The 25,851-nt window shown below is 71.2% G+C and carries 24 protein-coding genes and 2 tRNA genes; 8 read left to right on the top strand and 18 right to left on the bottom strand.

Going from position 1 to position 25,851, the window contains the following annotated elements:
• Positions 1–134 precede the first annotated feature (134 nt).
• A complete protein-coding gene (locus AC6CKD_RS03525) occupies positions 135–542 on the top strand; it encodes a CBS domain-containing protein (RefSeq protein ID WP_498325035.1) in 408 nt (135 codons plus the stop codon).
• A gap of 68 nt (positions 543–610) precedes the next feature.
• On the opposite strand, the gene AC6CKD_RS03520 is transcribed toward AC6CKD_RS03525, so the two are convergent.
• On the bottom strand, positions 611–2,062 hold the full coding sequence (locus AC6CKD_RS03520; protein WP_498325033.1) for a catalase: 1,452 nt from the start codon (positions 2,060–2,062) through the stop codon (positions 611–613).
• 147 nt (positions 2,063–2,209) lie between these two features.
• Between AC6CKD_RS03520 and AC6CKD_RS03515 the strand changes: the two genes are divergently transcribed.
• Positions 2,210–2,626 (top strand): Fur family transcriptional regulator, encoded by a 417-nt coding sequence (locus tag AC6CKD_RS03515; protein WP_498325032.1) that lies wholly within the window; start codon positions 2,210–2,212, stop codon positions 2,624–2,626.
• A gap of 131 nt (positions 2,627–2,757) precedes the next feature.
• Here the strand turns inward: AC6CKD_RS03515 and AC6CKD_RS03510 are convergent.
• From AC6CKD_RS03510 to AC6CKD_RS03495, 4 genes are all read right to left on the bottom strand, one after another.
• Positions 2,758–2,831: transfer RNA gene (locus AC6CKD_RS03510), tRNA-Met, on the bottom strand.
• Between the two features lie 80 nt (positions 2,832–2,911).
• The gene (locus tag AC6CKD_RS03505; protein ID WP_498325031.1) at positions 2,912–4,831 is read right to left on the bottom strand and encodes a tetratricopeptide repeat protein; all 1,920 of its coding nucleotides are present in this window, start codon (positions 4,829–4,831) and stop codon (positions 2,912–2,914) included.
• A 202-nt stretch (positions 4,832–5,033) separates the two neighbouring features.
• A tRNA-Met gene (locus tag AC6CKD_RS03500) sits at positions 5,034–5,107 on the bottom strand.
• 44 nt (positions 5,108–5,151) lie between these two features.
• Positions 5,152–8,040 carry a UPF0182 family membrane protein gene (locus AC6CKD_RS03495; protein WP_498325433.1) on the bottom strand — a complete coding sequence of 963 codons (2,889 nt, stop codon included), beginning with the start codon at positions 8,038–8,040 and terminating at the stop codon, positions 5,152–5,154.
• Positions 8,041–8,195: 155 nt separating this feature from the next.
• Here AC6CKD_RS03495 and AC6CKD_RS03490 point away from each other — a divergent pair, with 155 nt between their 5' ends.
• The gene (locus tag AC6CKD_RS03490; RefSeq protein ID WP_478687172.1) at positions 8,196–8,759 is read left to right on the top strand and encodes a PPA1309 family protein; all 564 of its coding nucleotides are present in this window, start codon (positions 8,196–8,198) and stop codon (positions 8,757–8,759) included.
• 52 nt (positions 8,760–8,811) lie between these two features.
• Here the strand turns inward: AC6CKD_RS03490 and AC6CKD_RS03485 are convergent, their stop codons facing one another.
• The 4 genes from AC6CKD_RS03485 to AC6CKD_RS03470 all read right to left on the bottom strand — a co-directional run bounded on the left by AC6CKD_RS03485 (position 8,812) and on the right by AC6CKD_RS03470 (position 12,224).
• Positions 8,812–9,900, bottom strand: a complete 1,089-nt coding sequence (locus AC6CKD_RS03485) for a YlbL family protein (RefSeq protein ID WP_498325028.1) — start codon at positions 9,898–9,900, stop codon at positions 8,812–8,814.
• A 70-nt stretch (positions 9,901–9,970) separates the two neighbouring features.
• Entirely contained in the window at positions 9,971–10,177 is a 207-nt protein-coding gene (locus AC6CKD_RS03480) for a hypothetical protein (RefSeq protein ID WP_498325027.1), read from the bottom strand.
• Between the two features lie 129 nt (positions 10,178–10,306).
• Positions 10,307–10,768: a molybdenum cofactor biosynthesis protein MoaE gene (locus tag AC6CKD_RS03475; protein ID WP_498325025.1), complete on the bottom strand. Its 462-nt coding sequence runs from the start codon at positions 10,766–10,768 to the stop codon at positions 10,307–10,309.
• A gap of 226 nt (positions 10,769–10,994) precedes the next feature.
• Complete coding sequence (locus AC6CKD_RS03470) at positions 10,995–12,224, bottom strand: SDR family oxidoreductase (RefSeq protein WP_498325023.1); 1,230 nt, start codon at positions 12,222–12,224, stop codon at positions 10,995–10,997.
• A gap of 126 nt (positions 12,225–12,350) precedes the next feature.
• On the opposite strand from AC6CKD_RS03470, the gene AC6CKD_RS03465 reads away from it, so the two are divergent.
• Both AC6CKD_RS03465 and AC6CKD_RS03460 read left to right on the top strand, forming a co-directional pair.
• A complete protein-coding gene (locus AC6CKD_RS03465; protein WP_498325021.1) occupies positions 12,351–13,754 on the top strand; it encodes a zinc-dependent metalloprotease in 1,404 nt (467 codons plus the stop codon).
• Complete coding sequence (locus tag AC6CKD_RS03460; RefSeq protein WP_498325020.1) at positions 13,751–14,275, top strand: NUDIX hydrolase; 525 nt, start codon at positions 13,751–13,753, stop codon at positions 14,273–14,275. Before AC6CKD_RS03465 ends, AC6CKD_RS03460 begins: the two co-directional genes overlap by 4 nt.
• Before the next feature lie 79 nt (positions 14,276–14,354).
• Here AC6CKD_RS03460 and AC6CKD_RS03455 read toward each other — a convergent pair whose 3' ends face one another.
• From AC6CKD_RS03455 to AC6CKD_RS03440, 4 genes are all read right to left on the bottom strand, one after another.
• The gene (locus AC6CKD_RS03455) at positions 14,355–15,110 is read right to left on the bottom strand and encodes an AIM24 family protein (protein ID WP_498325018.1); all 756 of its coding nucleotides are present in this window, start codon (positions 15,108–15,110) and stop codon (positions 14,355–14,357) included.
• Between the two features lie 17 nt (positions 15,111–15,127).
• Positions 15,128–15,808 carry an AIM24 family protein gene (locus AC6CKD_RS03450; RefSeq protein WP_498325432.1) on the bottom strand — a complete coding sequence of 227 codons (681 nt, stop codon included), beginning with the start codon at positions 15,806–15,808 and terminating at the stop codon, positions 15,128–15,130.
• Positions 15,809–15,837: 29 nt separating this feature from the next.
• Positions 15,838–17,496, bottom strand: coding sequence for a TerD family protein (locus tag AC6CKD_RS03445; RefSeq protein ID WP_498325016.1), 1,659 nt, complete (start codon positions 17,494–17,496; stop codon positions 15,838–15,840).
• A 139-nt stretch (positions 17,497–17,635) separates the two neighbouring features.
• Entirely contained in the window at positions 17,636–18,262 is a 627-nt protein-coding gene (locus tag AC6CKD_RS03440; protein WP_498325015.1) for a M48 metallopeptidase family protein, read from the bottom strand.
• A gap of 159 nt (positions 18,263–18,421) precedes the next feature.
• Here AC6CKD_RS03440 and AC6CKD_RS03435 point away from each other — a divergent pair, with 159 nt between their 5' ends.
• Both AC6CKD_RS03435 and AC6CKD_RS03430 read left to right on the top strand, forming a co-directional pair.
• The gene (locus AC6CKD_RS03435) at positions 18,422–19,528 is read left to right on the top strand and encodes a ThiF family adenylyltransferase (protein ID WP_498325014.1); all 1,107 of its coding nucleotides are present in this window, start codon (positions 18,422–18,424) and stop codon (positions 19,526–19,528) included.
• A 548-nt stretch (positions 19,529–20,076) separates the two neighbouring features.
• The gene (locus AC6CKD_RS03430; RefSeq protein WP_498325012.1) at positions 20,077–21,408 is read left to right on the top strand and encodes an ABC1 kinase family protein; all 1,332 of its coding nucleotides are present in this window, start codon (positions 20,077–20,079) and stop codon (positions 21,406–21,408) included.
• A 27-nt stretch (positions 21,409–21,435) separates the two neighbouring features.
• Here AC6CKD_RS03430 and AC6CKD_RS03425 read toward each other — a convergent pair whose 3' ends face one another.
• From AC6CKD_RS03425 to AC6CKD_RS03405, 5 genes are all read right to left on the bottom strand, one after another.
• On the bottom strand, positions 21,436–21,642 hold the full coding sequence (locus AC6CKD_RS03425) for a hypothetical protein (RefSeq protein WP_498325010.1): 207 nt from the start codon (positions 21,640–21,642) through the stop codon (positions 21,436–21,438).
• Positions 21,643–21,752: 110 nt separating this feature from the next.
• Positions 21,753–22,085: a putative WhiB-interacting protein gene (locus tag AC6CKD_RS03420; RefSeq protein ID WP_498325009.1), complete on the bottom strand. Its 333-nt coding sequence runs from the start codon at positions 22,083–22,085 to the stop codon at positions 21,753–21,755.
• The gene (locus tag AC6CKD_RS03415; RefSeq protein WP_214949242.1) at positions 22,082–22,453 is read right to left on the bottom strand and encodes a WhiB family transcriptional regulator; all 372 of its coding nucleotides are present in this window, start codon (positions 22,451–22,453) and stop codon (positions 22,082–22,084) included. Before AC6CKD_RS03415 ends, AC6CKD_RS03420 begins: the two co-directional genes overlap by 4 nt.
• Positions 22,454–22,620: 167 nt before the next feature.
• The gene (locus tag AC6CKD_RS03410; protein ID WP_498325007.1) at positions 22,621–22,992 is read right to left on the bottom strand and encodes a hypothetical protein; all 372 of its coding nucleotides are present in this window, start codon (positions 22,990–22,992) and stop codon (positions 22,621–22,623) included.
• 169 nt (positions 22,993–23,161) lie between these two features.
• Positions 23,162–25,327 (bottom strand): ATP-dependent DNA helicase UvrD2, encoded by a 2,166-nt coding sequence (locus tag AC6CKD_RS03405; RefSeq protein WP_498325006.1) that lies wholly within the window; start codon positions 25,325–25,327, stop codon positions 23,162–23,164.
• A gap of 212 nt (positions 25,328–25,539) precedes the next feature.
• On the opposite strand from AC6CKD_RS03405, the gene AC6CKD_RS03400 reads away from it, so the two are divergent.
• A complete protein-coding gene (locus AC6CKD_RS03400; RefSeq protein ID WP_327254846.1) occupies positions 25,540–25,800 on the top strand; it encodes a mycoredoxin in 261 nt (86 codons plus the stop codon).
• Positions 25,801–25,851 lie beyond the last annotated feature (51 nt).

Genomic DNA, 25,851 nt, shown 5'->3' with positions numbered 1-25,851 from the left:
CCTCCTTGCTGGCTTCCCGCGGGCGTGGGAATCTGAGACTCCTCCGCTTGTGCGCTTGTGAAGGACTTCTCTAAGTGCGGCCCTTCGTGCGCACCCACCCAAGCGGGGGGACTCACCAGGAGGTGGCTCTCTTCATGCTCGTCCGCGACGCCATGAGCACCGTGATCCTCACCCTCGGACCCACTCACACCCTGCGGCAGGCGGCCTGCCTGATGTCCGGCCGGCGCGTCGGCGCGGCCGTCGTCCTCGACCCCGAACACAGCGGCATCGGCATCCTGACCGAGCGCGACATCCTCAACTCGATCGGCGCGGGCCACGATCCCGACCGGGAGTCCGTGGGCGCGCACACCACCAACAACGTGGTCTTCTGCACCCCGGACGCCACCGTGCAGGAAGCCGCCGAGGCGATGGCCCACGGCGGCTTCCGTCATCTGATCGTCCTGGAGCACGGCGGCCCGGTGGGCATCGTGTCCGTACGCGATGTCATCCGCTGCTGGGCCCCGGCGCGGCGGGGCACCGTGCCCGCCTCCGTTCCCGCCTAGGAACGGCCGACGGGCCGGCGCCCCCTCTCGGGAGCACCGGCCCGTCGGCCTGCTACGGCAGGCGCCCGTCAGGCGCGGAGGGCCTGGACCGCGGCGTCCAGACGCTTGCCGAAGTCACCGTCCGCCTGGCGGAAGTTGTTGATCGCACGCTCGACGATGTCGTCGCGCGAGACCTTGGCGATGAAGCCGGAGAGGTTCTCGATCAGACGGGTCTTCTCGTCCTCCGAGTACAGGCGGTAGAGGTTGCCCGCCTGGACGAAGTCGTTGTCCTCGGAGTGCGAGGGCGCGGCGTGGTTGCCCGTGCCACCGGTGACGGCGGAGGAGACCCACAGCGGACGGTCCGTCTGGTGCGGGCCGCCGAAGCTGTTCGGCTCGTAGTTCTTCGCACCCGCGTGGCGGCCGTCGTACAGGTAGCCGTCACGGGAGTTGGTGCGCGCCTCGGTGGCGTGCGGGCGGTTCACCGGCAGGTGGTCGGCGTTGATGCCGACACGGTAGCGGTGGGCGTCGCCGTAGCCGAAGAGGCGGCCCTGGAGCATCTTGTCCGGGGACGGACCGATGCCGGGGACGAAGTGCGCCGGGGAGAAGATCGACTGCTCGACCTCGGCGAAGACGTTCTCCGGGTTGCGGTTGAGCTCCAGCTTGCCGATCTCGATCGGCGGGTAGTCCTCGTGCGGCCACACCTTGGTGAGGTCGAACGGGTTGAAGCGGTACTCGGCCGCCTCGGCCGCCGGCATGATCTGGACCTGCACGGTCCAGGACGGGAACTCGCCGCGCTCGATGGACTCGCGCAGGTCGCGCTGGTGCGAGTCGGGGTCCTCGCCGGCGAGCTGGTTGGCCTCGGCCTGGGTGAGGTTCTTGATGCCCTGGTCGGTCTTGAAGTGGTACTTGACCCAGAAGGCCTCGCCGGCCTCGTTGTTCCACTGGAACGTGTGCGAGCCGTAGCCGTTCATGTGGCGGTAGGTCGCCGGGATGCCGCGGTCACCGAACAGCCAGGTCACCTGGTGGGTGGACTCGGGCGACAGACCCCAGAAGTCCCAGACGTTGTCCGCCTCCTGCGAGCCCGTGTACGGGTCGCGCTTCTGGGTGTGGATGAAGTCGGGGAACTTGATGGCGTCCTTGATGAAGAACACCGGGGTGTTGTTGCCGACGAGGTCGTAGTTGCCCTCTTCGGTGTAGAACTTCAGGGCCCAGCCGCGGGGGTCGCGGACCGCGTCGGCGCTGCCGAGGTTGCCGGCAACGGTGGAGAACCGCAGGAAGGTCTCGGTCTCCTTGCCGACCTCGGACAGGAACTTCGCACGGGTCCACTGCGAGACGTCACGGGTCAGCGTGAACGTGCCGTACGCACCGGCGCCACGGGCGTGCACCACGCGCTCCGGGATGCGCTCGCGGTTGAAGTGCGCGAGCTTCTCCAGCAGCAGCTGGTCCTGAACCAGAACGGGTCCGCCGATGCCGGCGGTCTCGCTGTTCTGGTTGTCGGCGACCGGAGCTCCGGCCTCCGTGGTGAGCGGTCCCTGCGTCACGTGCGCCTCCTGCGTAAATTTGCTGCAAACCTGTCCTGCGCCCTACGTAAACGATCCTACGATGGACTTTGTCTAAGTCAAGCCGACATCCAAGTCGAAACTGATTCGGGAGTTACACCGAATCCCCTCGCTGTTAGGCTGGCGTGCATGAGTGACCTGCTGGAACGACTTCGCGGACGCGGATGGCGCATGACCGCACAGCGGCGCGTCGTGGCCGAGGTGCTCGACGGTGACCACGTTCACCTGACGGCCGACGAGGTACACGCGCGCGCCGTGGACAGGCTGCCGGAGATCTCCCGCGCGACCGTCTACAACACCCTGGGCGAGCTCGTCACCCTGGGCGAGGTCCTGGAGGTTTCCACGGACCGGCGCGCCAAGCGGTACGACCCGAACGCCCACCGCCCCCACCAGCACCTGGTGTGCGCGCAGTGCGGGGCGATCCGCGACGTGCACCCGGCGGGCAACCCGCTGGCCGACCTGCCCGACACGGAGCGTTTCGGCTTCGTGGTGTCGACGGTCGAGGTCACGTACCGCGGGGTGTGCCCGAACTGCGCCGGGGCCTGAGGAACGAGGACACGAAGAAGGCCCGGGAGCTCACGGAGCTCCCGGGCCTTCTTCTTTCTCGTCTTCTCGTCTTCGCCTTCAGAAACGACCGAAGGCCCGGATCTATGGGATCCGGGCCTTCGAGCCTTCAGTAGCGGGGACAGGATTTGAACCTGCGACCTCTGGGTTATGAGCCCAGCGAGCTACCGAGCTGCTCCACCCCGCGTCGGTAAACCTGACTCTACGCGAGCACGGCGAGCAGATGCAAATCGGATAACGGCTCGGCTCCGGCAGCCGTCCGCACCCCTACGCGGACAGTTCCTCCGCCAGGGCCTCGCGCAGCCGGGCCGCCCGCTCGGAGACCTCCGCGGGGCCCAGTTCCATGGCGCGCACGCACCACTTCTGCCCCTCCGTCAGGTCTCCCTGGCGGGCCGCGAGCAGCCCCAGCCGCAGCGCCGCCCGCCCGTGTCCGGCCACCGCCGCCCGGGTCCACCACAGCGCCGCCTCGGGCTCGTTGCCCTCGCGCGCCAGCAGCAGCCCCAGGTTGAACGCGCCGTTGCGCGAGCCGGCCTCCGCCGCCTCCCGGTACCACCGGGCCGCGGCCCCCAGCTCGCCCCGCGCGGCGGCCAGCATGCCGACCCGGACCTGCGCCCGCCGGTGCCCCAGCTCCGCGGCCCGCTCGTACCACTCCTCGCTCTCGGTGCGCGCGGCTCCGCCCACCGGTTCGCCCAGGGCCACCGGCTCGGGCGGCGGGGCCAGCGACTCCAGCAGCGCGGCCAGCCGGAAGGCGGCCTCCGCGCTGCCGCCGCCGGCCGCGCACCGCAGGTGGCGTTCCGCCGCCCGCTCCTCGCCGTCGCGGACCAGCGCGATGCCCACCTGGAGCGCCGCGTCGGTGTGTCCCGCCGAGGCCGCCCGCTCGTACCACTTCAGGGCCGTGCGGTCCTCGTCCCGGCTGGCGAAGAGGATCCCGAGGTTGAAGGCGGCGTCCACGCTCCCCGCCTCCGCCGCCTTCGAGAACCACGGCTCCGCGCCCTCCGCGTCACCGCCCTGCAGCAGCAGGATGGCCAGCGCGTTGGCCGCCTCGCGGTGTCCCGCGTAGGCGGCGCGCCGGTACCACTGCTCGGCGGGTCCGGTCCGCTCCTGGGCGGCGCAGAGCAGCGCGAGGTTGTACGCCCCGTTCTGGTCGCCCGCGTCCATCGCGGCCCGGTACCACTTCTCCGCCGTCTGGGTCTCGCCGCGCGCGGCGTGCAGTGCGCCCAGCGCGTTCGCCGCGTTGCCGTCGCCGTCCTGCGCGGCGCGCAGCCACCACGTGGCCGCGTTCTCCTCGTCGCCGGCGTCGCGCAGCAGGAAGCCGAGCGCGCAGGCCGCGCGCGCCTCACCCTGCTTGGCGGAGGTCAGGTACCAGCGCCCGGCCTCCTTGAGTTCCCCGCGCGCCTCCAGCAGTGCGCCCAGGTGCAGCCCGGCGCGCCGGTGCCCGCGCGCGGCGGCCTGCCGGTACCACTGCTCGGCCTCGGTCGGGTCGCCCTTCCTCAGGTGCCGGGCGAGCCGGTACGCGGCCTCTCGGTGCCCCTGCTCGGCGGCAGCGCGGAACCACCGCTCGACGCCCTTGTCCCCGCGGTGCTCCAGCAGGTCGGCGAGGCCGTAGGCCCCCAGGGCATGACCGGATTCCGCCGCCTGGCGCATCCAGTACTCGGCGGCGGGCTCGTCGCCCCGCTCGCGGTAGTGGCGGCCCAGGGCGTGTGCGGCGGGGGCGGATCCGGCCACGGCGGCCACGCGCCACCAGCCGGCGGCCTCTTCGGGGTAGCCGCGCTGGTGCAGCAGTACGCCCAGGTTGTTGGCGGCCGCGCGGTCGCCCGCCCCGGTCGCCCCGCGCAGGTACGGCTCGGCTCCCGCGAGGTCGCCGCGGCGCAGCAGGAGCGCCCCGAGTACGCTCATCGCGCCCGGGTCACCCTTGTCGGCGGCGACCCGGTGCCGGGCCTCCAGCGCGGCGTCGCTGGCCGCGTCGGTCAGCGCGAAGACCGCGTCGTCGAACAACGCGTCGACTGACACGTCCGACACGTCCGGCGTGGCCGGCGCCGCGGCCGTGGTCCGTACCGGCCGCGTGGTCATCGCGGTCCGCACGTCAACGGCCTGAGCCGCCCCATCGGCCTCCGGTTCCGATTCGGAGTCCGCCCTCACAAACCGCCCTGTCTCCAGCAGAGTTGACCTGTCCCCCATAAATCCCATCGTCGCATCACCTGCTACCCGCGTACACCTGGTATGTCGCAGTCAGTGAGGTCACTACAGCGTTTTGTCGACATGCCCACAGAGAGACAAGTCAAACACGCTCACACCCCAACTCACCCACCCCAGTGACCCCGCGTCGGCGAAAACCTCGATCGGGCATGACGAAGGCCCGGATCCATCGGATCCGGGCCTTCGTCTTCAGTAGCGGGGACAGGATTTGAACCTGCGACCTCTGGGTTATGAGCCCAGCGAGCTACCGAGCTGCTCCACCCCGCGTCGGTAAACCAACAGTAGCACGACGCGGGGTGGAACCATTACCGCTATCCGCTGGGCGTGGGGGTGGGCGCGGGCGCCACCACCTTCGCCTCGGCCTCGATGGCCCGCTTCAGCGCGGCCTGGAGGTCGCCCTGCGCCTTTCCGTACGCCGCCCAGTCGCCGGCCTTGAGCGCCTTGTCGGCGTCCTCGACCGCCTTCTGCGCATCGGCGAGGGCCGCCTTGACCGTCGGGTCCTGGCTGGTCGGCGGCGGGGTGGTGGTCCCGTCGCCCGGCGGGGTCGTCGGCGGGGTGGTCGGCGACTCGGCCCCGAACACCACGTTCAGCGCCTTCTCCAGCGTGTCCTCGAAGGCCGTCTGGTCCCCGTAGGTCACCAGGACCTTCTTCAGCAGCGGGTACTTGAGGCCGCCACCGCGCACGTACACCGGCTCGACGTAGAGCATTCCCTTGTCGAGCGGGACCGTGAGCAGGTTGCCGTACTCCACCTGGGAATCGCCCCGGCTCAGGATGTTGATCTCCTGGGCGATCTCCGGCTTGGAGTTGAATCTCGCCTGCACGAGCTTCGGGCCGTCCACCGGGTTCTGGGTCGGCAGCTTCAGCAGCTGGATCTTCCCGTAATCGGCGGTCGTGGGGTCGGCGTTGACCGCCATGAAGGCGCTCAGGTTGTCCCTGCCGTTCGGCGTGAGCGTCGTGGTGAGGGAGAAGGCCTGGTTGGGGTCCTTCTGGCCCGGCATCTTCATGGAGAGGTAGTACGGCGGAACCGCCGTCCCCGCCTTGGTGGTCGGGTCGTCCGGCACCGCCCAGACCTCACTGCCGCTGAGGAAGGTCTGCGGGTCCGTGACGTGGTAGCGGGTCAGCAGCTCACGCTGGACCTTGAAGAGGTCCTGCGGGTAGCGCAGGTGCTCCATCAGGGTCGGCGAGATCTCCTTCTTCTCCTCCACCGTGCCGGGGAAGGCCTTCATCCACGTCTTGAGGACCGGGTCCTTGGTGTCCCACTGGTAGAGCTTCACCGTGCCGTCGTAGGCGTCGACGGTGGCCTTCACCGAGTTCCGGATGTAGTTGACCTGGTTCTCCTGCGCGACCACGGCGCGCTGGGAGTTGGTCAGCGAGTCCGCCGTCGTGTCCCCGAGCTGGGTGCGGGACGCGTAGGGGTAGCCGTTGGTGGTGGTGTAGGCGTCCACGATCCACTGGACCCGGCCGTCGATCACCGCCGGGTACACGGCTCCGTCGATCGTCAGCCACGGGGCGACCGCCTCGACCCGGGCCTTGGGCGTGCGGTTGTAGAGGATCTTCGACTTGTCGTCGATGGCGCCTGAGTAGAGGATCTGCGGCTCGCTGAAGGCCAGCGCGTACGCGGCGCGGTTGACCGGGTTGCCCAGGCTCACCCCGCTGTCGCCCTGGTAGGTGGTCTCCTTCTCGCCCGAGTCGTTGGCGTAGTCGAGCTCCTTCTGCGGTCCGCCGACGATCGAGTACTGCTTCGTCTGCTCGCCGTAGTAGATCCGCTGCTCGTACGTCCCGAGGTCGCCCTGCGCCGGCAGGCCGGACTCGGTGAACAGGGGCTGCCCGCCCGGGGCCACCTCGGTGCCCTTGGCCGCGACCACGCCGTATCCGTGGGTGTAACGGAAGTGGTCGTTGATCCAGTTGTTCTTCGGGATGCCCGCGAGGTTGATCTCACGGAGCCCGATGACCGTGTCCTGGCCCTTGTACCGGTCGACCGCCAGCGTGGCCGGGAAGCCGTAGTAGCCCTTGTTCTGCTGGAGCTGCTGGAAGGCCGGCGACACGATGTTCGGGTCGAGCAGGCGGATGCTCGCCGTGGTGTTGGCGTCCTGGCGGAGCTTCTTCTTGTCCGCCTTGGGGTCCGGCAGGCCCGGGTAGTCCGTGACCGAGGCGTCGGCGACCCCGTAGGCGTCGCGCGTCGCCTTGATGTTCTTCTGGACGTACGGCGATTCCTTGGCCTGCTCGTTCGGCTGGACCTGGAACTTCTGCACGATCGCCGGGTACAGGCCGCCGATCAGGATCGCCGAGAGCACCATCAGGCCGAAGCCGATGACCGGGAGCTGCCAGGTGCGGCGCCACAGCGTCGCGAAGAACAGCACCGCGCAGATCGCGGCGATCGCGACGAGGATCGTCTTGGCCGGCAGGTAGGCGTTGGCGTCGACGTAGCGCAGACCGGTCCAGTTGTCCGCGGCCTTGAAATCGCTGGACTTCACCGCGAGGCCGTACCGGTCGAGCCAGTACGCGACCGCCTTGAGCGTGACGAAGAGGCCGAGCAGCACCGACAGGTGGCCGGTCGCCGCGGCGGTGGCCCGCGCACCGGGGCTGGTGACGCGCAGTCCCCCGTAGAGGTAGTGCACGACGGCGGCGGCGATCACCGAGAGCACGACGGCGGCGAAGCCGAAGCCGAGCAGGAACCGGTACCAGGGCAGGTCGAAGGTGTAGAACGACACGTCCAGGTTGAACTGGGGGTCCTTCGTGCCGAAGGGCACCCCGTTCACGTACATCAGCCAGGTCTTCCACTGGCCCGCCGCCGAGGCGCCCGCGATCAGGCCGACCAGTGCGGAGATGCCGAGCAGCAGCCACTTGCGGTACGGGGCGACGGTCATCCGGTAGCGGTCGAGGCTCTGCTGCTCCAGCGACATCGCGCTGAGCGGCGGCCGCAGCCGGTGGGCCAGCCAGATGTTCAGCCCGACGGCACCCGCCATCAGCAGGCCGAAGACGGCGAAGAGGCCGACCTTGGTCCACAGGGTGGTGGTGAAGACGGTGGAGTAGTTGACGGAGCGGAACCAGAGCCAGTCCGTCCAGAACCCGGCGAACATGATGAACGCCATGGCCAGGACGGCCAGCACGCCCAAGGTCATCAGAAGAGTCCGGGCGCGCCGGGACGGGCGGCCGACTCTCATCCGTGGCCCGGAGGGGCCTCCGCCGCGGTCCGGCATCTGGAAAGCCAAGGTGCGCACCTCGAAAGTCGCTGTGTGTAAGTGATGCTGAGATTTTTCAAAGCATGGGCCCCCGATCGTAGAGCCCACTCATGCAACTTACTGAGGCTTTAGTCAGTTCCCGGTATCCGGGGGAAAGCAGGCAGGATGTTGCCATGTCCAACCTTTCGCCGTCCCCCGGCACCCCTATGGCGGCAAGCCCGCTGACCCGTGCCGTCCTCGAAATCGACGAGTACGCCTCCACCCTCGGCTGGGACAAGCCCGCCCGGCTCTTCGCCCTGGTCGACACGGCCAAGCTGCGCAAGGAGGCGCCGGGCGTCGCCCGCCAGCTCGGCCTCGACCAGGACGACACGGGCAAGAACCAGCTCACCCCGATCGAGCAGGACGAGGTGCCTGCCGGAACCCCGCTGGACAAGTTCCTGGGAACCATCGCCTGGCCCCCGTCGATCCTCGGCTGCGCGCTGACGGTGGAGCGGCTGATGCTGCCGCCGTCGGCGGAGTCCTCCGTACCCGAGGGGCTCAGCGACAAGCAGCTCGCCAAGTGGGTCGCCGCCCACCCGGACCGGCAGGAGGTACGCCTGACCGTGGGCGTCCTGCGCAACGGATCGCGGGAGTCGGCCGTGCGGCTGCGGGACAAGGACTCGGCGAACGAGGTGCTGACCGGCGCGACGCTGGTGCCGGGGCTCGCCGAGGCGCTGGCCGCGACCTTCCTCGACTAGCGGGTGGGGGCGGCCGGGCCGGCGCGGCCGGCGGGGCCGCCGAAGAACACGGTCAGGGCTTGGCGCACTGCGTCAGCCCGGCCGTGTCCCCCTTGCTGATCTTCTCCAGCGACTTCACGGCGTCTTCGATGGTGGAGACCTTCACCAGCGTCAGCCCGTCGGGCACGTCGAGCGCGGCGGAGGCGCAGTTCTCGGCGGGCGTCAGGAAGTACTGGGCACCGGCCTGGCGGGCGCCGATGGTCTTCATCTGGATGCCGCCGATCGGGCCGACCTTGCCCGCGTCGTCGATGGTGCCGGTGCCGGCGACGAACTTGCCGCCGGTCAGGTTCTCCGGGGTGAGCTTGTCGACGATGCCGAGCGCGAACATCAGGCCGGCGCTGGGGCCGCCGACGTCGGCGAGCTTGATGTCGATGGTGAACGGGAAGGTGTGGTCGGTACCGGCCCGGATGCCGACGATGGCGTGACCGTCGCCCTCCGCCTTGCCCGCGATGATCGTGACCTTCGTCGTGGCGGTGGGTTCGCGCTGGGCCTTCTCGGCCTCGGCGGCCGCGGCGGCGGGCACGATCGTGAACTCGACCGGCTCGCCGGGCTTGTGCTTGGTGACCAGCTTGGCCACGTCCTCGGGAGCCTTGACGGGCGTCCCGTCCACGGCCTTGATGACGTCTCCGGCGTGCAGTTTGCCCTCGGAGGGGCTGCCCTTGACCACGGAGGCGACGATCACGCGGGCGGCGACCGGGATGCCGAGCTGCTTGAGGGCGGCCACCTTGGCGCTCTCCTGCGACTGGCTGAACTCCTCGGCGTTCTCCTGCGTGGACTCCTGCTCCGTCTTGCCGTCCGGGTACAGGTTCTCGTGCGGCACGACGATGTTGTCGCCCGCCGCCCAGCCGTACACGGCCTCCAGCAGGTTCATGTCGTAATCCGCGCCGGTGACGCGGACCGTCGTCATGTTCAGGTGCCCGGTGGTCGGGTACGTCTTGTGCCCCGAGATGTTCAGGACGGGCTCGCCGTGCGAGTCCCCGAGCGTGTTCACGGTCGGGCCCGGGCTCATCTCGGAGTACGGGGCCTTCATGAACACTCCCACGCAGAGCAGCGCGAAGAGCATGAGGGTGGAGGCGAGCATCGTCGCAGTGCGGCGTGGCATGGATCGACAGTACGTGACGGCCCTGACGAGCGGCCCCCGGGGCCGGTCCGTACGGGGGCCCGGCACCGCGTCAGACGGAGTCGACCGTGTCCTTCTTGTGGTGCGCGTCCGCCTTCGCCGCACTCGGGTCGTTCTGGCCCATGACCTCACGGAACCTCGCGTAGCCGGCGAGCTCGGATATGTCGCCGGCCGTGCGGTCGCGTGCCGCCCAGCTGCCCCATATCGCCGCTCCGATCGCGGCGAACAGTGGAATCAGCAACCACGCCAAAGACGCCATGGGCGTGTCTCCCTACCCCGAAGTACGTGTTGTTGGTGGCTTCAACGCTGCTGCCCGGGAGGGGGTTACGCAAATCGAGGGCGTGTTGCGCGTCCGAACGGGGCAATCCAGCGGGCCCCGGCCCCTGTCTCAGCAGGCGCCGACCCACTCCTCCGTGCCGTCCGAGAAGGTCTGGTGCTTCCAGATCGGGACCTCGTGCTTGAGGTCGTCGATCAGCATCCGGCAGGCCTCGAAGGCTTCGCCGCGGTGCGGGCAGGACACGGCGACGACGACCGCGAGGTCGCCGACGGCCAGGTCGCCGATGCGGTGCACGGCGGCGAGGGCGCGGACCGGGTACTTCTCCACGACGCGCTCGGCGACGCGGCGCATCTCGGCCTCGGCCGAGGGGTGGCAGGAGTAGCCGAGCTGGTCGACGTCCGCCCCGCTGTCGTGATCGCGCACGGTGCCGACGAAGAGCGTCGTCCCGCCGGTCGCATCGTCGCCGACGGCCTGGAAGACCTCGTCGATCGAGAGCGGGGTCTCACGGATTTCGAGCAGCCGGATCGGGTCCGGAGCGGCGTGCTCGCCGGGGTGATCGAAGTGCGGTGCCATACCCTCCATCGTGCCCTAGCCGTCGACCCGGCGGAATAGCAGTTTCACCATGTCCCCACGGGCCGGCTTGGGAGCCTCCTACAGGAACGTCCTGGTCACGGCGCAGGCCGATCCCAGCCGTGCCGGCACATCCGGCCCCGCCGACGTGTGAGGCGCGGGGGGGTCCGGGGGCGGCGCCCACGGCGAGGGCGCCGCACCGGAGGCCGCGCCCCGGCCCCGCCCGGGGTCAGATGCCCCGGCGCCGGCGCGCTGCGCGGATCGCCGCGGCGGCACCGAGCAGCGCGACCGTCGCACCCGCGGCCCCCGCCGCGGTGGCGTCCTTGCGCCCCAGCCGGCGCCCCGCGACGGTGTGCCGCCCCGCGACCTCCTGGAGCAGCTCCGCCAGCACCTCCTCGTTGGTCCAGCGCGGCCGCCACCCCGCCGCGTGCAGCCCGCTGACGCTGACCACCCACGGGTGCATCGTGTAGGCGAGGTCGCCCGCCGGGGACGGGGTGAGGCCGATCCGGTGCAGCCTGGCCGCCGCGCCCAGGGCCACGGCCGACGGGAGCTCCATGCGGCGGATCCCGCTCAGCTCCTCGACCTCCTCCTGCTCCAGCCAGCCCTCGCAGCCGACCGCCAGCTCTCCCTCGACCTTCTCCAGGGCCGCGTACTCCAGCGCGCTGACCAGGTCCTCGACGTGGCAGAACTGCCAGGTCGGCCGGGAGCCGGCCACCACCAGCAGCCGCGGCGACTCGAAGTACCGGGTCAGCGCGGTGTCCGTGCCGCCGACCAGCACCGCCGGGCGGACCACGGTGACGTTCAGGCCGGGGTGCGCGCGCGGCGCCCGTCGGCCCAGCCGCTCGATCTCCAGCAGGTCGCCGACGCCGGTCGCCTCGGCGGTGGCGCGCAGCTCGGCGTCCTCGGAAAGGGGGATGTCGTTGTCCGGCAGGGCCCCGTAGACCATGGCCGAGGTGCAGAGCACGACCCGGTGCACTCCGGCCGCCGCGGCGGCGGTGAGCACGGTCTGGGTCCCCCGCACGTTGTACGCCGTACGGGCCGCCGGGTCCGTCTCCAGGTCGAGGTCGAGGGCGAGGTGCACGACGACGTCCGCGCCGCGCAGCTTCTCGGCGATCGCGGGGTCCCGTACGTCCAGGAGGTGCCACTGCGCGTCGGTGCAGTCCCCGCGCCGCTCGTCGATCGCGACGACCTGCTTGACCTCCTCGGACGCGGCCAGCCTGGTCACCAGCGCCGCCCCGACCCCGGAGGCGGCGCCGGTCACGGCGATCACGGGGCCTCGGCGCGCGGAACCGCCCGGGTTTCGCGTCCGGCGAACGTCCGGGGCGTCCTCGCCGTGCTCAGGGCGGTCTTGCGGGCCCTGTTCGTCCAAAGCGTGCGGATCTGGGGAACTCACCAGGCGTCTCCAGCGGTTGTCTTCAGTAGGACGCGCCGTGACGCGGACCCACCAGTTGATGTCCATCCTGCCGCAGCCCAGGAGCCAGCGGAGCACCGAGCCCGTAAGCGGGGTCTGGTGTCTACGCTGGGTGGTGTTGTCGACCCATTGCCCGCCGGCTCCCGCCGGCGGCCCTACGAGCCGAGGAAACCCGTGAGCGACACCCCATTCGGATTCGGCCTTCCGCCCGAGGAGCCGGACAACGGCGACGAGGGCAAGAAGAAGGGCAACCAGGGCGGCCAGGGCGGCCCGACTCCGTTCGGGTTCGGCACGGGCCTGCCCGGCGGCTCCGGCGGTCCGGGCGACGCCGACAACCCCTTCGCCGCCATGTTCGGTTCCATGAACCCCAACGACCTCGGCGCCGCCTTCCAGCAGCTCGGCCAGATGCTGAGCTACGAGGGCGGTCCGGTCAACTGGGACATGGCCAAGGACATCGCCCGCCAGACCGTGGCCCAGGGCACCGCGGACGGGGTCAAGGACGCCAGCGTGGGCATCGCCGAGAAGTCGGCGGTCGAGGAGGCCGTGCGCCTCGCCGACCACTGGCTCGACGACGTCACCTCGCTCCCGTCGGGCGCCGCCACGGCCGTGGCGTGGAGCCGCGCCGAATGGGTCGAGGCGACCCTGCCGGTGTGGAAGGAGCTCGTGGACCCGGTCGCCGAGCGCGTCGGCGCGGCCATGGGCGGCGTCCTGCCCGAGGAGATGCAGGCCATGGCGGGCCCGCTGCTCGGCATGATGCGCTCCATGGGCGGGGCCATGTTCGGCCAGCAGATCGGCCAGGCCGTGGGCACCCTCGCGGGCGAGGTCGTGGGCTCGACGGACGTCGGGCTCCCGCTGGGCCCGGCCGGCAAGGCCGCCCTGCTGCCGCTGAACATCGAGCGCTTCGGCAAGGACCTGGGCGTCTCCTCCGACGAGGTACGGCTGTACCTGGCCCTGCGCGAGGCCGCCCACGCGCGGCTCTTCGCGCACGTGCCGTGGCTGCGCTCGCACCTCTTCGGCGCGGTCGAGGGGTACGCGCGGGGCATCAAGGTCGACACCTCGAAGCTGGAGGACGTGGTCGGCCAGCTCGACCCGTCGAACCCGGAACAGCTTCAGGAAGCCCTCCAGGGCGGCATGTTCCAGCCGCAGGACACCCCCGAGCAGAAGGCCGCGCTGGCGCGCCTGGAGACGGCGCTCGCGCTGGTCGAGGGCTGGGTGGACGCGGTCGTGCACGAGGCCGCCAAGCCCCGGCTGACCTCGGCGGACGCCATGCGCGAGACCATGCGCCGGCGGCGCGCCTCGGGCGGCCCGGCGGAGCAGACCTTCGCGACGCTGATCGGCCTCGAGCTGCGGCCGCGCCGGCTGCGCGACGCCTCGCGGCTGTGGGCGTCGCTCACGGACGCGCGCGGCGTGGACGGGCGCGACGGGCTGTGGGAGCACCCGGACATGCTGCCGACCGCTTCCGACCTGGACGACCCGGACGGGTTCGTGCACCGCGAGCAGCTGGACTTCTCCGAGATCGACAAGATGCTGGGCGAGGCCGCCCAGAAGCGCGAGCAGGACGGCGACGACAAGAAGTGAGCCTGCACGAAGACGCGGTCCTCGTCCTCAAGGGCTACGAGGGCCAGCCCGAGCTGCGCGACGTCTACCTGGAGCACCTCTCCGCCCATCCGGACGGGGTCTACAAGCCCTGCCGGGCGGGCCACGTCACCGGCAGCGCGCTGGTGATCGACCCGGAGCGGGAGCGGGTCCTGCTGACCCTGCACAAGAAGCTGGGCATGTGGCTCCAGATGGGCGGGCACTGCGAGCCGGGTGACGCCACCCTCGCCGACGCGGCCGTGCGCGAGGCCCGCGAGGAGTCCGGCATCGGCGCCGGGCTGACCCTGCTGCCCGGCGGCCCGGTGCGCCTGGACCGGCATCCGATCCCGGCGCCGTGCAACTGGCACCTGGACGTGCAGTACGCGGTGCTGGCGCCCGCGGGGGCGGTCGAAGCGATCAGTGACGAGTCGCTGGACCTGCGCTGGTTCTCGTACGCGGAGGTGGCGGAGGTGGCCGACGCCTCGGTGGTGAGGCTGCTGGAGGCGACCCTCGCGCGGCTCTGAGCCGGCGGACACGGGGAAGGGGCGGCCCCGCCGATGCGGGGCCGCCCCTTCCGTCCGTCCGTACCCGGACCGCTTCCGGTCAGTTCCAGGCGTTGTTCTGGTTCTGCGCGTGGGCACCCTGCTGGCCCATGCCGAACTGGGCGGCAGCGCCCTGCCCGATCTGGGCGTTCTGCGGCGGGAGCACCTCGCTGGGCTGGACCAGGGCGAAGCCGGTGCCGAGGAAGCTCAGCTCCCAGCCCTCGCCGGTGTTGCCGCGCCGCCGCCAGACGCCGGTGGAGTGCGTCTGGGCCTGCATCTGCACGCGCAGCGAGGTGGACCAGGCGACGATGGCGTCCGCGTCGGCGTTGACGTACTTGTCGGGCGTGACCTGCATCATCAGCGGCTGCCCGGAGGTCATCAGCGCGACCTTGCCGCGGCCGGTGATGTTGAGCTGGTACTTGCCGGAGCCGGAGATCCCGTACTGGCTGTCCACCGCGATGGCCTCGGTGTGCAGGGTGGAGTCCAGGGCCAGCACGTAGCTGCTGTCGACGGTGAGGCCTTCCTGGTCCACGTCCACGACGTGGACGTACTGCGCCAGGTTGGCGAGGTAGACCGTGCCCTGCCCGGAGCAGCGCATCAGGTCGAGGCCCTCTCCGGTGCTGGCGCGGGCGGTGCGCTGGGTGGTGCTCTGGTACTCGCCGTCGAAGTCGATGATCCCCTGGTAGGCGACCATCGCGCCCTTGCGGGCGAGGACGTCGTCGGAGCCGCTCAGCGAGACCCGCAGCAGCTGCGGGTTCTGGACGGCGTACCGCTCCTGGGACTGCGCCTCGGCGTGGGCGAAAAGTGAGCTCTGCATGGTGTGTCTTCTCCCCCTCAGCCCCGGGCCCGGAGCCGGTCGGTGCTGTCCTCGCTGGGCTGTACGACGACGATGCCCTGGCCTGAGAAGGCCATCTGGTAGGCCTCCCCGCTGCCCCGGCCGAGCATGGACGAGGCCTTGAAGCTCCGCTTGCCCTTGATCTTGAGGTTCGGGGACCAGGCGACGAGCGCGTCGGGGTCGACGTAGGTCTCGTCCTCGCCGCGGCCGCAGTCGACCACGATCGGCGTGCCGCGCGAGGTGATCGCGACCCAGCCGGTGCCGGCGACGGACACGTTGAACAGGCCCTGGCCGGCGAACTTGGCCATGCCCTTGACCCGCTCGACGCCCCACTGGAGGTGGGCGTCGAAAGCGAGCAGGTTGGTGCCGTTGACGGAGAGCGAGTCGTTGTTGAGGTTGATCACGACGACGTCCGCGCCGTAGTCGGCGAGGTAGAGCAGGCCGTCGCCCGTGCACTTCATCAGGGGGGCGCCTTCGCCGGTGAGCCACTGCGAGGCCATCTGGCGGACGGCCGGCGGGTTGGGCTCGTACTGCACGAAGCCCTCGTAGGCGACCATCGATCCGGTGCGCGCGAAGAGGTCCTGGCCGCTCTGCATGGCGACCTTGAGCATCGCGCGGCCGTGGTTCTCCATGCGGGCCGTGACGGGGGTCGGGGCGTAGCCCGCGAGCTGCTGGTTCATTGCGTTCATGGCATTCATGTGGGGCTCCCTCAGACCTCGTACGGCTGGACGACGATGAAGTTGCCGGGGGCGCCGCGGAACTGGAGGTTCACGGTCTCCCCGCTGTGGCCGGGGTAGGCGTTGCGGCGCAGCCGGACCTGGCTGGAGATGATCACCTGGGAGGCGGCGGACCACGCGACGATGGCGTTGCTGTCCGCGAAGGTGGTCGGGGTGACGGGCAGGACGACGGGCACGCCGTGCGTCTTGACGATCACCGTGCCGGTGCCCTGGAACAGCATGGTGAACAGGGCGCCGCCCGGGATGCCGTGGCCCTCGATGCGGCGGACCTCGTGCTGGAGCGACTCGTCGAAGGCGAGGACGCTCTCCGCGGAGACGCAGATGCCGTCGCCCTGGAGCTCGATGGCGTGCAGGTGGGCGCCGGTCTCCGCGAGGAAGACCTGGCCGCGGCCCGAGCAGCGCATCAGCTGCATCTCCTGGCCCGTGGCGTTGCCGACGACGCGGCCGGCGAAGCCCGCTCCCTTGTAGCTGAAGTCGACCTTGCCCTGGTAGAGGACCATGCTGCCCTGGCGGGCGAGGACGGCCTGGCCGCCCATGGACAGGTCGACGCGCATGAGCTGCTGGTTCTGCGGGGTCCAGCGGGCGCCGGTGGGGGCTTCCTTGTACGGCTGCAGGGCGGCGGCGAGTCCGGCGCCGGCGGCGGGCACCGCTTGCGCGGGCTGGCCGTAGCCCTGGGGCTGCTGGCCGAAGCCGGGCTGCTGGCCGTACGGGGGCTGCTGCTGGCCGGGGACCTGGCCGTACGAGGGCTGCGGCTGCTGCCCGTACGGCGCGGGGGCCGGGGCGGGCGGCGGAACCTGCCCGTAGGGCGCGGGGGCGGGCGGCGCCAGGGGGGCGCCCATCGGGGCGGCCATGGTGGGGGCCGTGTGGGCGGGCTGCTGGTACGGCGCGGGGGCCGGGACCTGTGCCGGTGCGGGCGCCGGGGCCTGGGCGGGAGCCTGGGCCGGGGCCGGTGCCTGGGCCGGGGCGCCGAAGGAGGGCGCGGGGGCCGGGGGCTGCGCCTGGGCGGGAGCACCGAAGGAGGGCGCCGGGGCGGCGGCCTGCGGGGGCGGCGCGAAGCCGGGCGCGGCGGCCGGGGGCTGCGCCTGCGGTGCGGGCTGCTCCTCCTCGGCGACCTCGCCGCCGAAGTTCTGGAGCAGCGCGGCGAGCCCGCCGTCGAAGCCCTGGCCGACGGCGGCGAAGCGCCATACGTCCTTGAGGTAGAAGTCGCCGATCATCAGCGCGCGCTCGGTGCTGAACTCCGAGCCCGTGAAGGAGTAGCGGACGACCTCCTCGCCACCCGCGACGATGCGGATGTAGCCGGGGCCGATCTGCGACATCTGCCCGGCGCCGTCGATCGAGGCGGCGAAGGAGAGCTTGTGGATGTTGGCCGGAATGCGGTCCAGGGTCACCCGGAAGGATTCCGTGTCGCCTGCCTGCGCGCCGAGCTGCTGGATGGACGCTTCCGGCGACTTCGGCTGGTTGAAGAAGACGAAGTAGCGATCGTCCGAGAGCTGTTCGTTGGCGTCGAGGCCGAAGCAGCTGATGTCGATGGCGAGTCCGGGCCCGGCGATCTGGACACCCACGTAGAGGTCCGTGCCCGCCGTCAGATCACTGATTTTGGCCTTGTGACCGCGTTGGAATTCCCTGGCCATACGTAAGACCGTCCCCCATCCCGACTGTGAATGCGTGCCGCTCAGGCTAACGGCAACCTCGGACATCCGGCCAAGTCGGTACCGACCCGGTACATATCACGAGGCGTGACATCCCTGGCATATAAGGGGCAAATGCGGATCATTCTTCGCGGGCGGCCGGGACTTTGGGAAGGCGTTCGGCGGCGACGACTCCTTCGAGGTACCCGCGCGCCCGCTCGGTGCGCGGGTACGCCTCCAGCAGCTCCCAGAAGCTGGGCCCGTGTCCGGGCACGAGGAGGTGCGCCAGCTCGTGCAGCAGCACGTAGTCGACGACGTACTCCGGCATCCCCTGGATGCGGTGGGAGAGCCGGATGCTGCCTTCGGCCGGGGTGCAGGAGCCCCAGCGGGTGTTCTGATTGGTGACCCAGCGGACCGAACGGGGGCGGGCGCGGCCGCCGAAGTACTGCCCGGACAAACGCTCGGCCCGCTCGGCGAGTTCCGCGTCCCCGAGGGTGCGCTTGCTCTCCTGCGCCGCCAGCTTGTCGAGCATGACGCCCACCCAGCGCTGCTCCTCGGCCTCGGACATCCGGGCAGGGATGAGGACGACCGTACGATCACCCTCGCGGTAGGCGGATACGGTCCTTCGGCGGCGCGCGCTCCGGCGGACTTCGACGGCGCGCTGTGGTGGATCGGCGGACACGCCACGACCGTACCCGCTCGCCCCGGCGGAAGTCCCGCCCCTCCGGGCGTCGAACGCGAACCGATGCGCGGTCGGCGGTACGGGCACGCCAAAAGAACCCCCATCATTCATTTCATATACCTAATACCCCTCACCTGTGGACAAACTTGCGCAGGTCTTTCGCCGGCGGGGCAATCTTGCGGAAAGCGACGCGGACTCGAGGGAATGCGGCGCGCGAATCGAACCGCGAATCGAGGGAGGGCCGTGATGTATCCGAAGGTGAAGCCGGCACTGGCACGGGCCTGGCGGGATCTGCAGACGGTGCAATTCGGGGTGACGCCCGCCCACGCGGTCGTCCTCGGCCCGGTGGACACCGCGACGGGCACGCTCCTCGACCTGATCGACGGGACACGGGGCATGGAGCTGCTCCGGGCGGAGGGCAAGGGGATGGGGCTCCCGGACGGCCGGGTCGACGAGGTGGTGCGGAGGCTGGCGGCGGCCGGGCTGCTCGACGACGCCACGGCGGGCGGCCCCCGCGCCCAGGCCGTGCGGGACCGGCCGGAGGCATTGGAGCGGCTCGGCCCGGACCTGGGGTCGCTGTCCTTGGTCCGGCCCCGGCCGGGCGGGGACTTACAAGGGGTCGCCGCCCGCAGGGTGATACGGGTTCAGGTGCGCGGGAGCGGCCGGGTGGGTGCGGTGATCGCCTCGGTCCTCGCGGGAGCGGGCATCGGCAGGGTCGAGGTGCTCGACGGGGGACGTACGCAGCCGGCCGACGTGGCGCCGGGCGGTCTGGGCCCCGGCAGCGTGGGACGGCTGCGCGCCGAGGCCGCGCGGACGGCGGTCCGCGACGCGGCCCCCGGACGCGGGCCGCGGACCGGGGAGAGCGAGGGACCGGAGCCGGGGCTTGCCCTGGTCGTGGTCGCACCCCGGGACGGACTGCAGTCCTGGGCTCCCGATCCACAGACGGCGGCCGACTGGATCACCACCGGCACCCCCCATCTGTACGCCGGGGTACTGGAGGGCACCGGTCTGGTGGGACCGCTGGTCCTCCCCGGAGCCACGGCGTGCGCCGGCTGCATGGAGCGCGACCGGATCGAGCGCGACCCGGCCTGGCCCCGCATGCTGGTCCAGTGGCGCTCGGCCCACCGCCGCCGCGGCGCGGCCGCCTGCGATCTCGGCCTCTCCACCGCCGTGGCCGGCCTGGCGGCGGCCCACGCCCTGTCCTTCCTCGACGGCGAACTCCCCGCCTCCACCGCGACCCGCTGGGAGGCCTCCCTCCCGACCCTCACCTGGCAGTCCACCCCGGTCCACCCACACCCCGACTGCCCGTGCGCGGCGGCCAGGGTCCCGGCGGGTCAGGGGGTGGGGGCATGAGGGGGCTATGGCGGAGGCACGGCCGTGAGCCGGTCCTCAAGTACCAGGCAGAACCCTTCGATCCGGGGCTCGGCCGACGGGATCACGGGGACGAGGCTGCGGAGGTTGACGATCAGCGCGTGCAGGCGCCCCGGAGTCGGAGCGGCTTCGAGAAACTCCGCGAGGCGCCGGCCCGCTCCCAGTCAGGCAGCAGGCAGGGCGAGCAGGAGGCTGTCCGCCTGAGGGCGTCCCGGAAGGCGCTGACCTCGCCCTGTCTGCCGATGAATCCGACGGATCGGCGTCGCCGGATCGCTTCCTGCCTCGAAGGCCCCCGACCCGTCATCCCCCCGTCCCTTCCACCGGCATTGCGCGGCCCGCTCCACCGCCGTGCTGTCCCATGGGTGTGGCCCGCGTCTGCCGACCGGTGGATCGCCGCCTCGTTCCGGGCAAGAGACTCGGACGGGGTGGGCGTTGAGGGTCATGACAGGATGCCTTTGGCCGGGAAGGCCTTCGGGGGACTCCCCCGAACCGCCGCTTGCGGCTCAGCTGTCTGGGAATTGGAGGGGCGCATGTCTGATCTTCCCCGGAAGGCGGTCACCCGTACCGTCAAGCTGGCCGCGCTGCCGCTCGGCATAGCGGGCCGGGCCACCTGGGGGCTCGGCAAGCGGATCGGCGGCAAGTCCGCGGAGATAGTGGCGCGTGAGCTCCAACAGCGCACCGCCGAGCAGCTGTTCCGTGTTCTGGGAGAGCTGAAGGGGGGCGCCATGAAGTTCGGCCAGGCGCTCTCGGTCTTCGAGTCGGCGCTGCCCGAGGAAGTCGCGGGGCCCTACCGCGCCGCGCTGACGAAGCTCCAGGAGGCGGCCCCGCCGCTGCCCGCGGCGACCGTGCACCAGGTGTTGTCGGAGCGGCTCGGCGCGGACTGGCGGGAGCTGTTCGAGGAGTTCGAGGACAAGCCCGCCGCGGCGGCCTCGATCGGGCAGGTGCACCGGGCGGTGTGGCACGACGGCCGCCAGGTGGCGGTCAAGGTCCAGTACCCGGGGGCCGGCGAGGCCCTGCTGTCCGACCTGAAGCAGCTGAGCAGGTTCGCGGGGCTGCTGGGTCCGCTGATCCCGGGCATGGACATCAAGCCCTTGATCAAGGAGCTGCGCGACCGGGTCTCGGAGGAGCTGGACTACGAGCTGGAAGCCGAGGCGCAGCGCACGCACGCGGACGCCTTCGACGGCGACGAGGACGTGGTCGTGCCGGACGTGGTGCACCAGGGCGACCAGGTGCTGGTGACCGAGTGGATCGAGGGGACTCCGCTGTCGGAGGTGATAGCCGACGGCACCCCGGAGGAGCGCGACCGCGCCGGACAGCTGCTGGCCCGGTTCCTCTTCTCCGGCCCCGCGCGCACCGGGCTGCTGCACGCCGATCCGCACCCGGGCAATTTCCGGCTGGTCTCCGGGGCGGACGGCCGGACGCGGCTGGGCGTACTGGACTTCGGGACGGTCGACCGGCTGCCGGGCGGCTGGCCCAAGCCCATCGGCCGGTCGCTGCGGATGGCGCTGGACGATGATGCCGAGGGGGTCTACGGCCACTTGCGCGCGGAGGGGTTCGTGCGCGAGTCGATCGAGCTGGAGGCCGAGGCGTTGCTCGACTACCTGAGGCCCATGCTCGAACCGGCGGAGGCCGAGGAGTTCACCTTCACCCGGACGTGGCTGCGCGGGCAGGCCGCGCGGATCGCCGACCCCCGCTCCCCCGCGCACCAGTTGGGCCGGCAGATCAACCTGCCGCCCTCCTACCTGCTGATCCACCGGGTGACGCTGAGCACCATCGGGGTGCTGTGCCAGCTCGGCGCCACGGTCAGGCTCCGCGATGAACTGGACACCTGGCTGCCGGGGTTCCGGACCGACGAGGGCTGAGCGGGGCGGCGCGGTCCCGGGCGGCGCTCACCACCAGGCGGAGTCGAGGCGGCCTTCGATGGCGCGGAGGTTCGCACGCGCGCAGTCGACGCAGAAGTACTGTCTGGTCCCGTTCTCCACGGAGCAGGTCCAGGTGGGCGGGGCGCCGGCCGGGGACTGGGCGCCGCAGCGCGCGCAGACGACGGGCGGGGCCTCGGTTCCCGGCGGTACCGGGTGGGGAGTCGGCTGGTCCACCTCCAGACGATATCCCCGCGAGGGCCGGCGGGCGGTCCGCAACGCACCGGAGGGACCGGCCCGTTCGGGCCGGTCCCTCCGGTGGTTCTCTCGAGCCTTCTCAAGCTCGATTAGTGCATGACGGCCATGGCCAGCGCGCGCCGGGCGCGCAGCGAGACGCGCTCGGCTCGGCGCTGCATGCGCCGCGCGGCGACCACGCGCAGGGCGCGACGCTCGGCGTCGACCTCACGCATGCGGTCGTCCATATGGGCACGAGCCATGGCTTCTGGGATGAGTTGCATTTCGCGGGTCCTGTTCTGACGCGAGGTGATCGCGCCGGCGGTGATGAAGGCTGCGGTGGCGGAGCCGTGCGGCTGCTCGCTCGTGGTGGCGTGGGGGGACATGAGGGCCTGCTTCAGGGGGTCGTGCGTGAGGGGGCGGTCGATGGTTCCGTTGGCGGTCATGCCGCGACAACCGGGTTCTTGCGCGGACGGCCACGGGGACGCTTCCGGGCGACGACGACACCCTGGACGAAGAGCTCGCCTCCCCAGACACCCCAGGGCTCGCGGCGCTCCAGCGCACCGGCGAGGCAGGCCTCGACCAGCGGGCAGGTGCCGCAGAGGGACTTCGCGTACTCGACGTCGGCCGGGGACTCGGCGAAGAAGACCTCGGGGTCGTAGGTGCGACAGGCGACGGGTACGCCGAGGTTCTCGATGGCGTCGTCGAGCGCGGTCAGCGCGGTGAGGGGAGTCAAGGTGGAGTCCTCCGGGACTGCGGGCGGGGAGAGGGTCTGGGTCTTCGGTACGGACGGGGCGTGCGCTTCGAGTTGCACGGTGTTTTCTTCCTCGTCTTGTTCGGCTAGTCGTTCCGGCCGGTCGGCCGGGGGCGGCTGGGGTACCTCGCCCCTTCGGTCCGTCGTCCCTGTTCGGGGACAAACAGAAGGGCCGCGGATCCCGGGTGGGGTTCCGCGGCCCTGAAGGCGCCGGCCTGATCGTCAGATCAGACTGGATCACTCCAGGGTTCGAGCCCGCGGTAGGCCCACATCAGGTGGTGCTGCTGCTTCGTCTGCTTCGGCTGCGCCTTGAATCCGGCACTGTCGGCACCGGCTGCGGCCGCAAAGGCATAGGCGCCATGCGCCTGGGCTTCTGCTGCCAGTACTGCCACCGGTGCCTGGGTCGGTCGCTCATTGCGCTCACTGACCAGCAGCGCGCCGGACGCGGCGGGCCGGACGGTGCTGTCGGCGCACATGGCGGACAGACCGGTGACCGGCAGACCGGTACCCGTGAGGGCAAGGAGCGTGGAGGAGCCGAGCGTGCAGGAAGCGACGACCGAGCGATCGGTCATTTCGGTGGTGGTGATGAAGCTGGTCACTGGTTTCGCCTCCTCTCGGCGTCTCGGGGACTTCGGCCCGGAGGCCTGGTCCCATGCGTATTCGGATAAGTACAGCACGGATCAGGGGCTTCGGAGAAGCCACCGTTTCCGTTGCTAAGAACCTATGGGGCTTCGCTGGGCATGTGCAAACTATTTTTCCGACGAGTTTCTACGCGTCGTCAGAATCTTCCGTCCCAGGGTCCCCACCTGCACAGATGGCCAGCACGTCGGCTCCGTACCGCTCGAGCTTGCGGGCGCCCACTCCGGAGATCATCGAGAGCTCTCCCTCCTGTGAGGGTGCGGCCTCCGCGATGGCCATCAGCGTCTTGTCCGTGAAGACGCAGTAGCCGGGCATGCCCTGCTCCTTCGCCTGGACGGCGCGCCAGTCGCGCAGCCGCTCGTAGAGGCCTTCGTCCATGTCCGACGGGCAGTCCTCGCAGCGCATCAGTTTGAGCTCGCCGGCGTCGGTCAGGGTCTTGCGGCAGACCCGGCACACGGCGGGGCCGCGGCGGCCCCGCTTGCGGGCCCCTGGCTCGATCGGACCGCCCGGTCCGCTTCCCGGCGCCAGGGAGCCCGGCCTCAGGCCGTTCAGGAAGCGGCTGGGGCGTCGGGACCCCCGGCCGCCCGGAGTCCGCGAGAGGGCCCAGGAGAGCGTCAGGTGGTGCCGGGCGCGGGTGACGCCGACGTAGAGCAGCCGGCGCTCCTCCTCGACCTGCTCGTCGGTCTTCGCGTAGGTGATCGGCATCATGCCGTCGGTCAGGCCCACGAGGAACACGGCGTCCCACTCCAGGCCCTTCGCCGCGTGCAGCGAGGCGAGGGTGACGCCCTGGACGGTCGGGGCGTGCTGGGCGGCCTTGCGCTCGTCCAGCTCGACCGTCAGGTCGGCGAGGGTCGCGGAGGGCCGGCTGCGGGCGAAGTCCTCGGCGAGCCGGACCAGCGCGGCCAGCGATTCCCACTGGTCGCGGACGGCTCCGGAGCCGGCGGGCGGTGCGCTGGTCCAGCCGGTGGAGCTGAGCACGGCCCGGACCTGGGATCCGAGCTCCACGACGTCGTCGAGCAGCCGGTCGTTGCCGCCGGAGCGGGCGGCCCCGCGCAGGGCGAGGATCGCCTTCTGCACCTCGGCGCGCTCGAAGAAGCGCTCGGCTCCGCGCAGCTGGTACGGGACTCCGGCGTCGGCGAGGGCCTGCTCGTAGATCTCGGACTGGGCGTTGATGCGGTAGAGCACGGCGATCTCCCCCGCCGGGACGCCGGCCGCGACGAGGTCGCGGACCCGGTGGGCGACGCCCTCGGCCTCGGCGGGCTCGTCGGGGTACTCGGCGTAGACCGGGTCGGGGCCGGTCTCGCGCTGGGAGACCAGCTCCAGGCGGTGCTCGGCGGCGCGGCCCTTGGCCTGGGCGAGGAGCCCGTTGGCGAGGTGGACCACCTGGGGGGTGGAGCGGTAGTCGCGGACCAGCTTGACGACGGTGGCCTGCGGGTACTTGGTGCGGAAGTTCAGCAGGTGGTCGGGGGTGGCACCGGTGAAGGAGTAGATCGTCTGGCTGGCGTCGCCGACCACGCAGAGGGTGTCGCGCTCGCCGAGCCAGAGGTCCAGCAGCCGCTGCTGGAGCGGGCTGACGTCCTGGTACTCGTCGACGACGAAGTGCTGGTACTGGGTGCGGATCTGTTCGGCGATGTCGTGGCGGTCCTGCAGGATGCCGACGGTGAGGAGCAGCACGTCCTCGAAGTCGATCATGCCGCGGTCGCGCTTGAGCTGCTCGTACGTCCCGTAGATCTGGGCGATCTCGGCCAGGTCGCGGGGGGCCTCGCGGCCGGACTTGCGGGCGGCGGCCGGATAGTCGGCGGGCACCGTCTGGGTGACCTTCGCCCACTCGATCTCGCCGGTGACATCGCGCAGCTCGCCCCGGTCGAGGCGGATGCGGCAGCGCGCGCCCGCCTCGGCGACGAACTGGATCTTGCGCTCCAGCAGCCGGGGCACGTCGCCGCCGACCGCCTTGGGCCAGAAGTACTGGAGCTGGCGCAGGGCGGCGGAGTGGAAGGTCCGCGCCTGCACCCCGCCCGCGCCGAGCTCGCGCAGGCGGCCGCGCATCTCGCCGGCGGCCCGGTTGGTGAACGTGACGGCCAGCACGCTCGCCGGCATCAGCTGGCCCGAGCGGACCCCGTAGGCGATGCGGTGGGTGATCGCCCGGGTCTTGCCCGTGCCGGCTCCCGCGAGCACGCACACCGGCCCGCGCAGGGTCGTCGCGACCTCGCGCTGCTCCGGGTCCAGGCCCAGGAGCACCGCGTCGGCCGAGTCGGCTCCGGCCGTGAAGGATGAGGAGTGCGTTGCTGCTGTCACCCCGCCATGCTGCCAGGTCTCGTGAGGAGGCCGGGAAATTCGTCCACAGGCCGACCGCGTTCGTGGGACGGGATCATCGTCGTACCGGAGCCGGACCCGGGTCGGAGCCGGGGGCGGGGAGCGCCGAGGGGGCCGGGAATGGGCGCGCGGTCCCGTACGTTCAAGCACTCGGGCCAATCGGACCAAGAGCACCCACGAATGGAGAGCGCAGCATGCAGGACGCGGGAACGGTCACGATGTACAGCACGACCTGGTGCGGCTACTGCCGTCGGCTGAAGAGCCAGATGGACCGGGAAGGCATCGCCTACACCGAGATCAACATCGAGCTCGACCCCGAGTCCGCGGCGTTCGTGGAGAAGGCGAACGGCGGCAACCAGACGGTTCCCACCGTCCTCGTCACGTCCTCCGCCGGCAGCGAGTCGGTCATGACGAACCCGAGCCTGGCCCAGGTCAAGCAGGCCCTCGCCGTCTGATGTGCTGAACACCACGTAGGGAAAGCCCCCGCCCAGGCGGGGGCTTCTGCG

Source organism: Streptomyces sp. GQ60, from assembly GCF_059758875.1.
The sequence above is the reverse complement of the archived record's forward strand: the minus strand, read 5'-3'. Positions and strand labels throughout refer to the sequence as shown.

Coding starts and splice junctions, on each gene's coding strand:
- AC6CKD_RS03490 (WP_478687172.1), top strand. CDS start 8,196: ATGTCCAACCTTTCGCCGTCCCCCGGCACCCCTATGGCGGCAAGCCCG.
- AC6CKD_RS03475 (WP_498325025.1), bottom strand. CDS start 10,768: ATGGCACCGCACTTCGATCACCCCGGCGAGCACGCCGCTCCGGACCCG.
- AC6CKD_RS03505 (WP_498325031.1), bottom strand. CDS start 4,831: ATGGGATTTATGGGGGACAGGTCAACTCTGCTGGAGACAGGGCGGTTT.
- AC6CKD_RS03515 (WP_498325032.1), top strand. CDS start 2,210: ATGAGTGACCTGCTGGAACGACTTCGCGGACGCGGATGGCGCATGACC.
- AC6CKD_RS03445 (WP_498325016.1), bottom strand. CDS start 17,496: ATGGCCAGGGAATTCCAACGCGGTCACAAGGCCAAAATCAGTGATCTG.
- AC6CKD_RS03495 (WP_498325433.1), bottom strand. CDS start 8,040: ATGCCGGACCGCGGCGGAGGCCCCTCCGGGCCACGGATGAGAGTCGGC.
- AC6CKD_RS03485 (WP_498325028.1), bottom strand. CDS start 9,900: ATGCCACGCCGCACTGCGACGATGCTCGCCTCCACCCTCATGCTCTTC.
- AC6CKD_RS03455 (WP_498325018.1), bottom strand. CDS start 15,110: ATGCAGAGCTCACTTTTCGCCCACGCCGAGGCGCAGTCCCAGGAGCGG.
- AC6CKD_RS03400 (WP_327254846.1), top strand. CDS start 25,540: ATGCAGGACGCGGGAACGGTCACGATGTACAGCACGACCTGGTGCGGC.
- AC6CKD_RS03450 (WP_498325432.1), bottom strand. CDS start 15,808: ATGAACCAGCAGCTCGCGGGCTACGCCCCGACCCCCGTCACGGCCCGC.
- AC6CKD_RS03430 (WP_498325012.1), top strand. CDS start 20,077: ATGTCTGATCTTCCCCGGAAGGCGGTCACCCGTACCGTCAAGCTGGCC.
- AC6CKD_RS03435 (WP_498325014.1), top strand. CDS start 18,422: ATGTATCCGAAGGTGAAGCCGGCACTGGCACGGGCCTGGCGGGATCTG.
- AC6CKD_RS03525 (WP_498325035.1), top strand. CDS start 135: ATGCTCGTCCGCGACGCCATGAGCACCGTGATCCTCACCCTCGGACCC.
- AC6CKD_RS03480 (WP_498325027.1), bottom strand. CDS start 10,177: ATGGCGTCTTTGGCGTGGTTGCTGATTCCACTGTTCGCCGCGATCGGA.
- AC6CKD_RS03470 (WP_498325023.1), bottom strand. CDS start 12,224: ATGGACATCAACTGGTGGGTCCGCGTCACGGCGCGTCCTACTGAAGAC.
- AC6CKD_RS03420 (WP_498325009.1), bottom strand. CDS start 22,085: ATGACCGCCAACGGAACCATCGACCGCCCCCTCACGCACGACCCCCTG.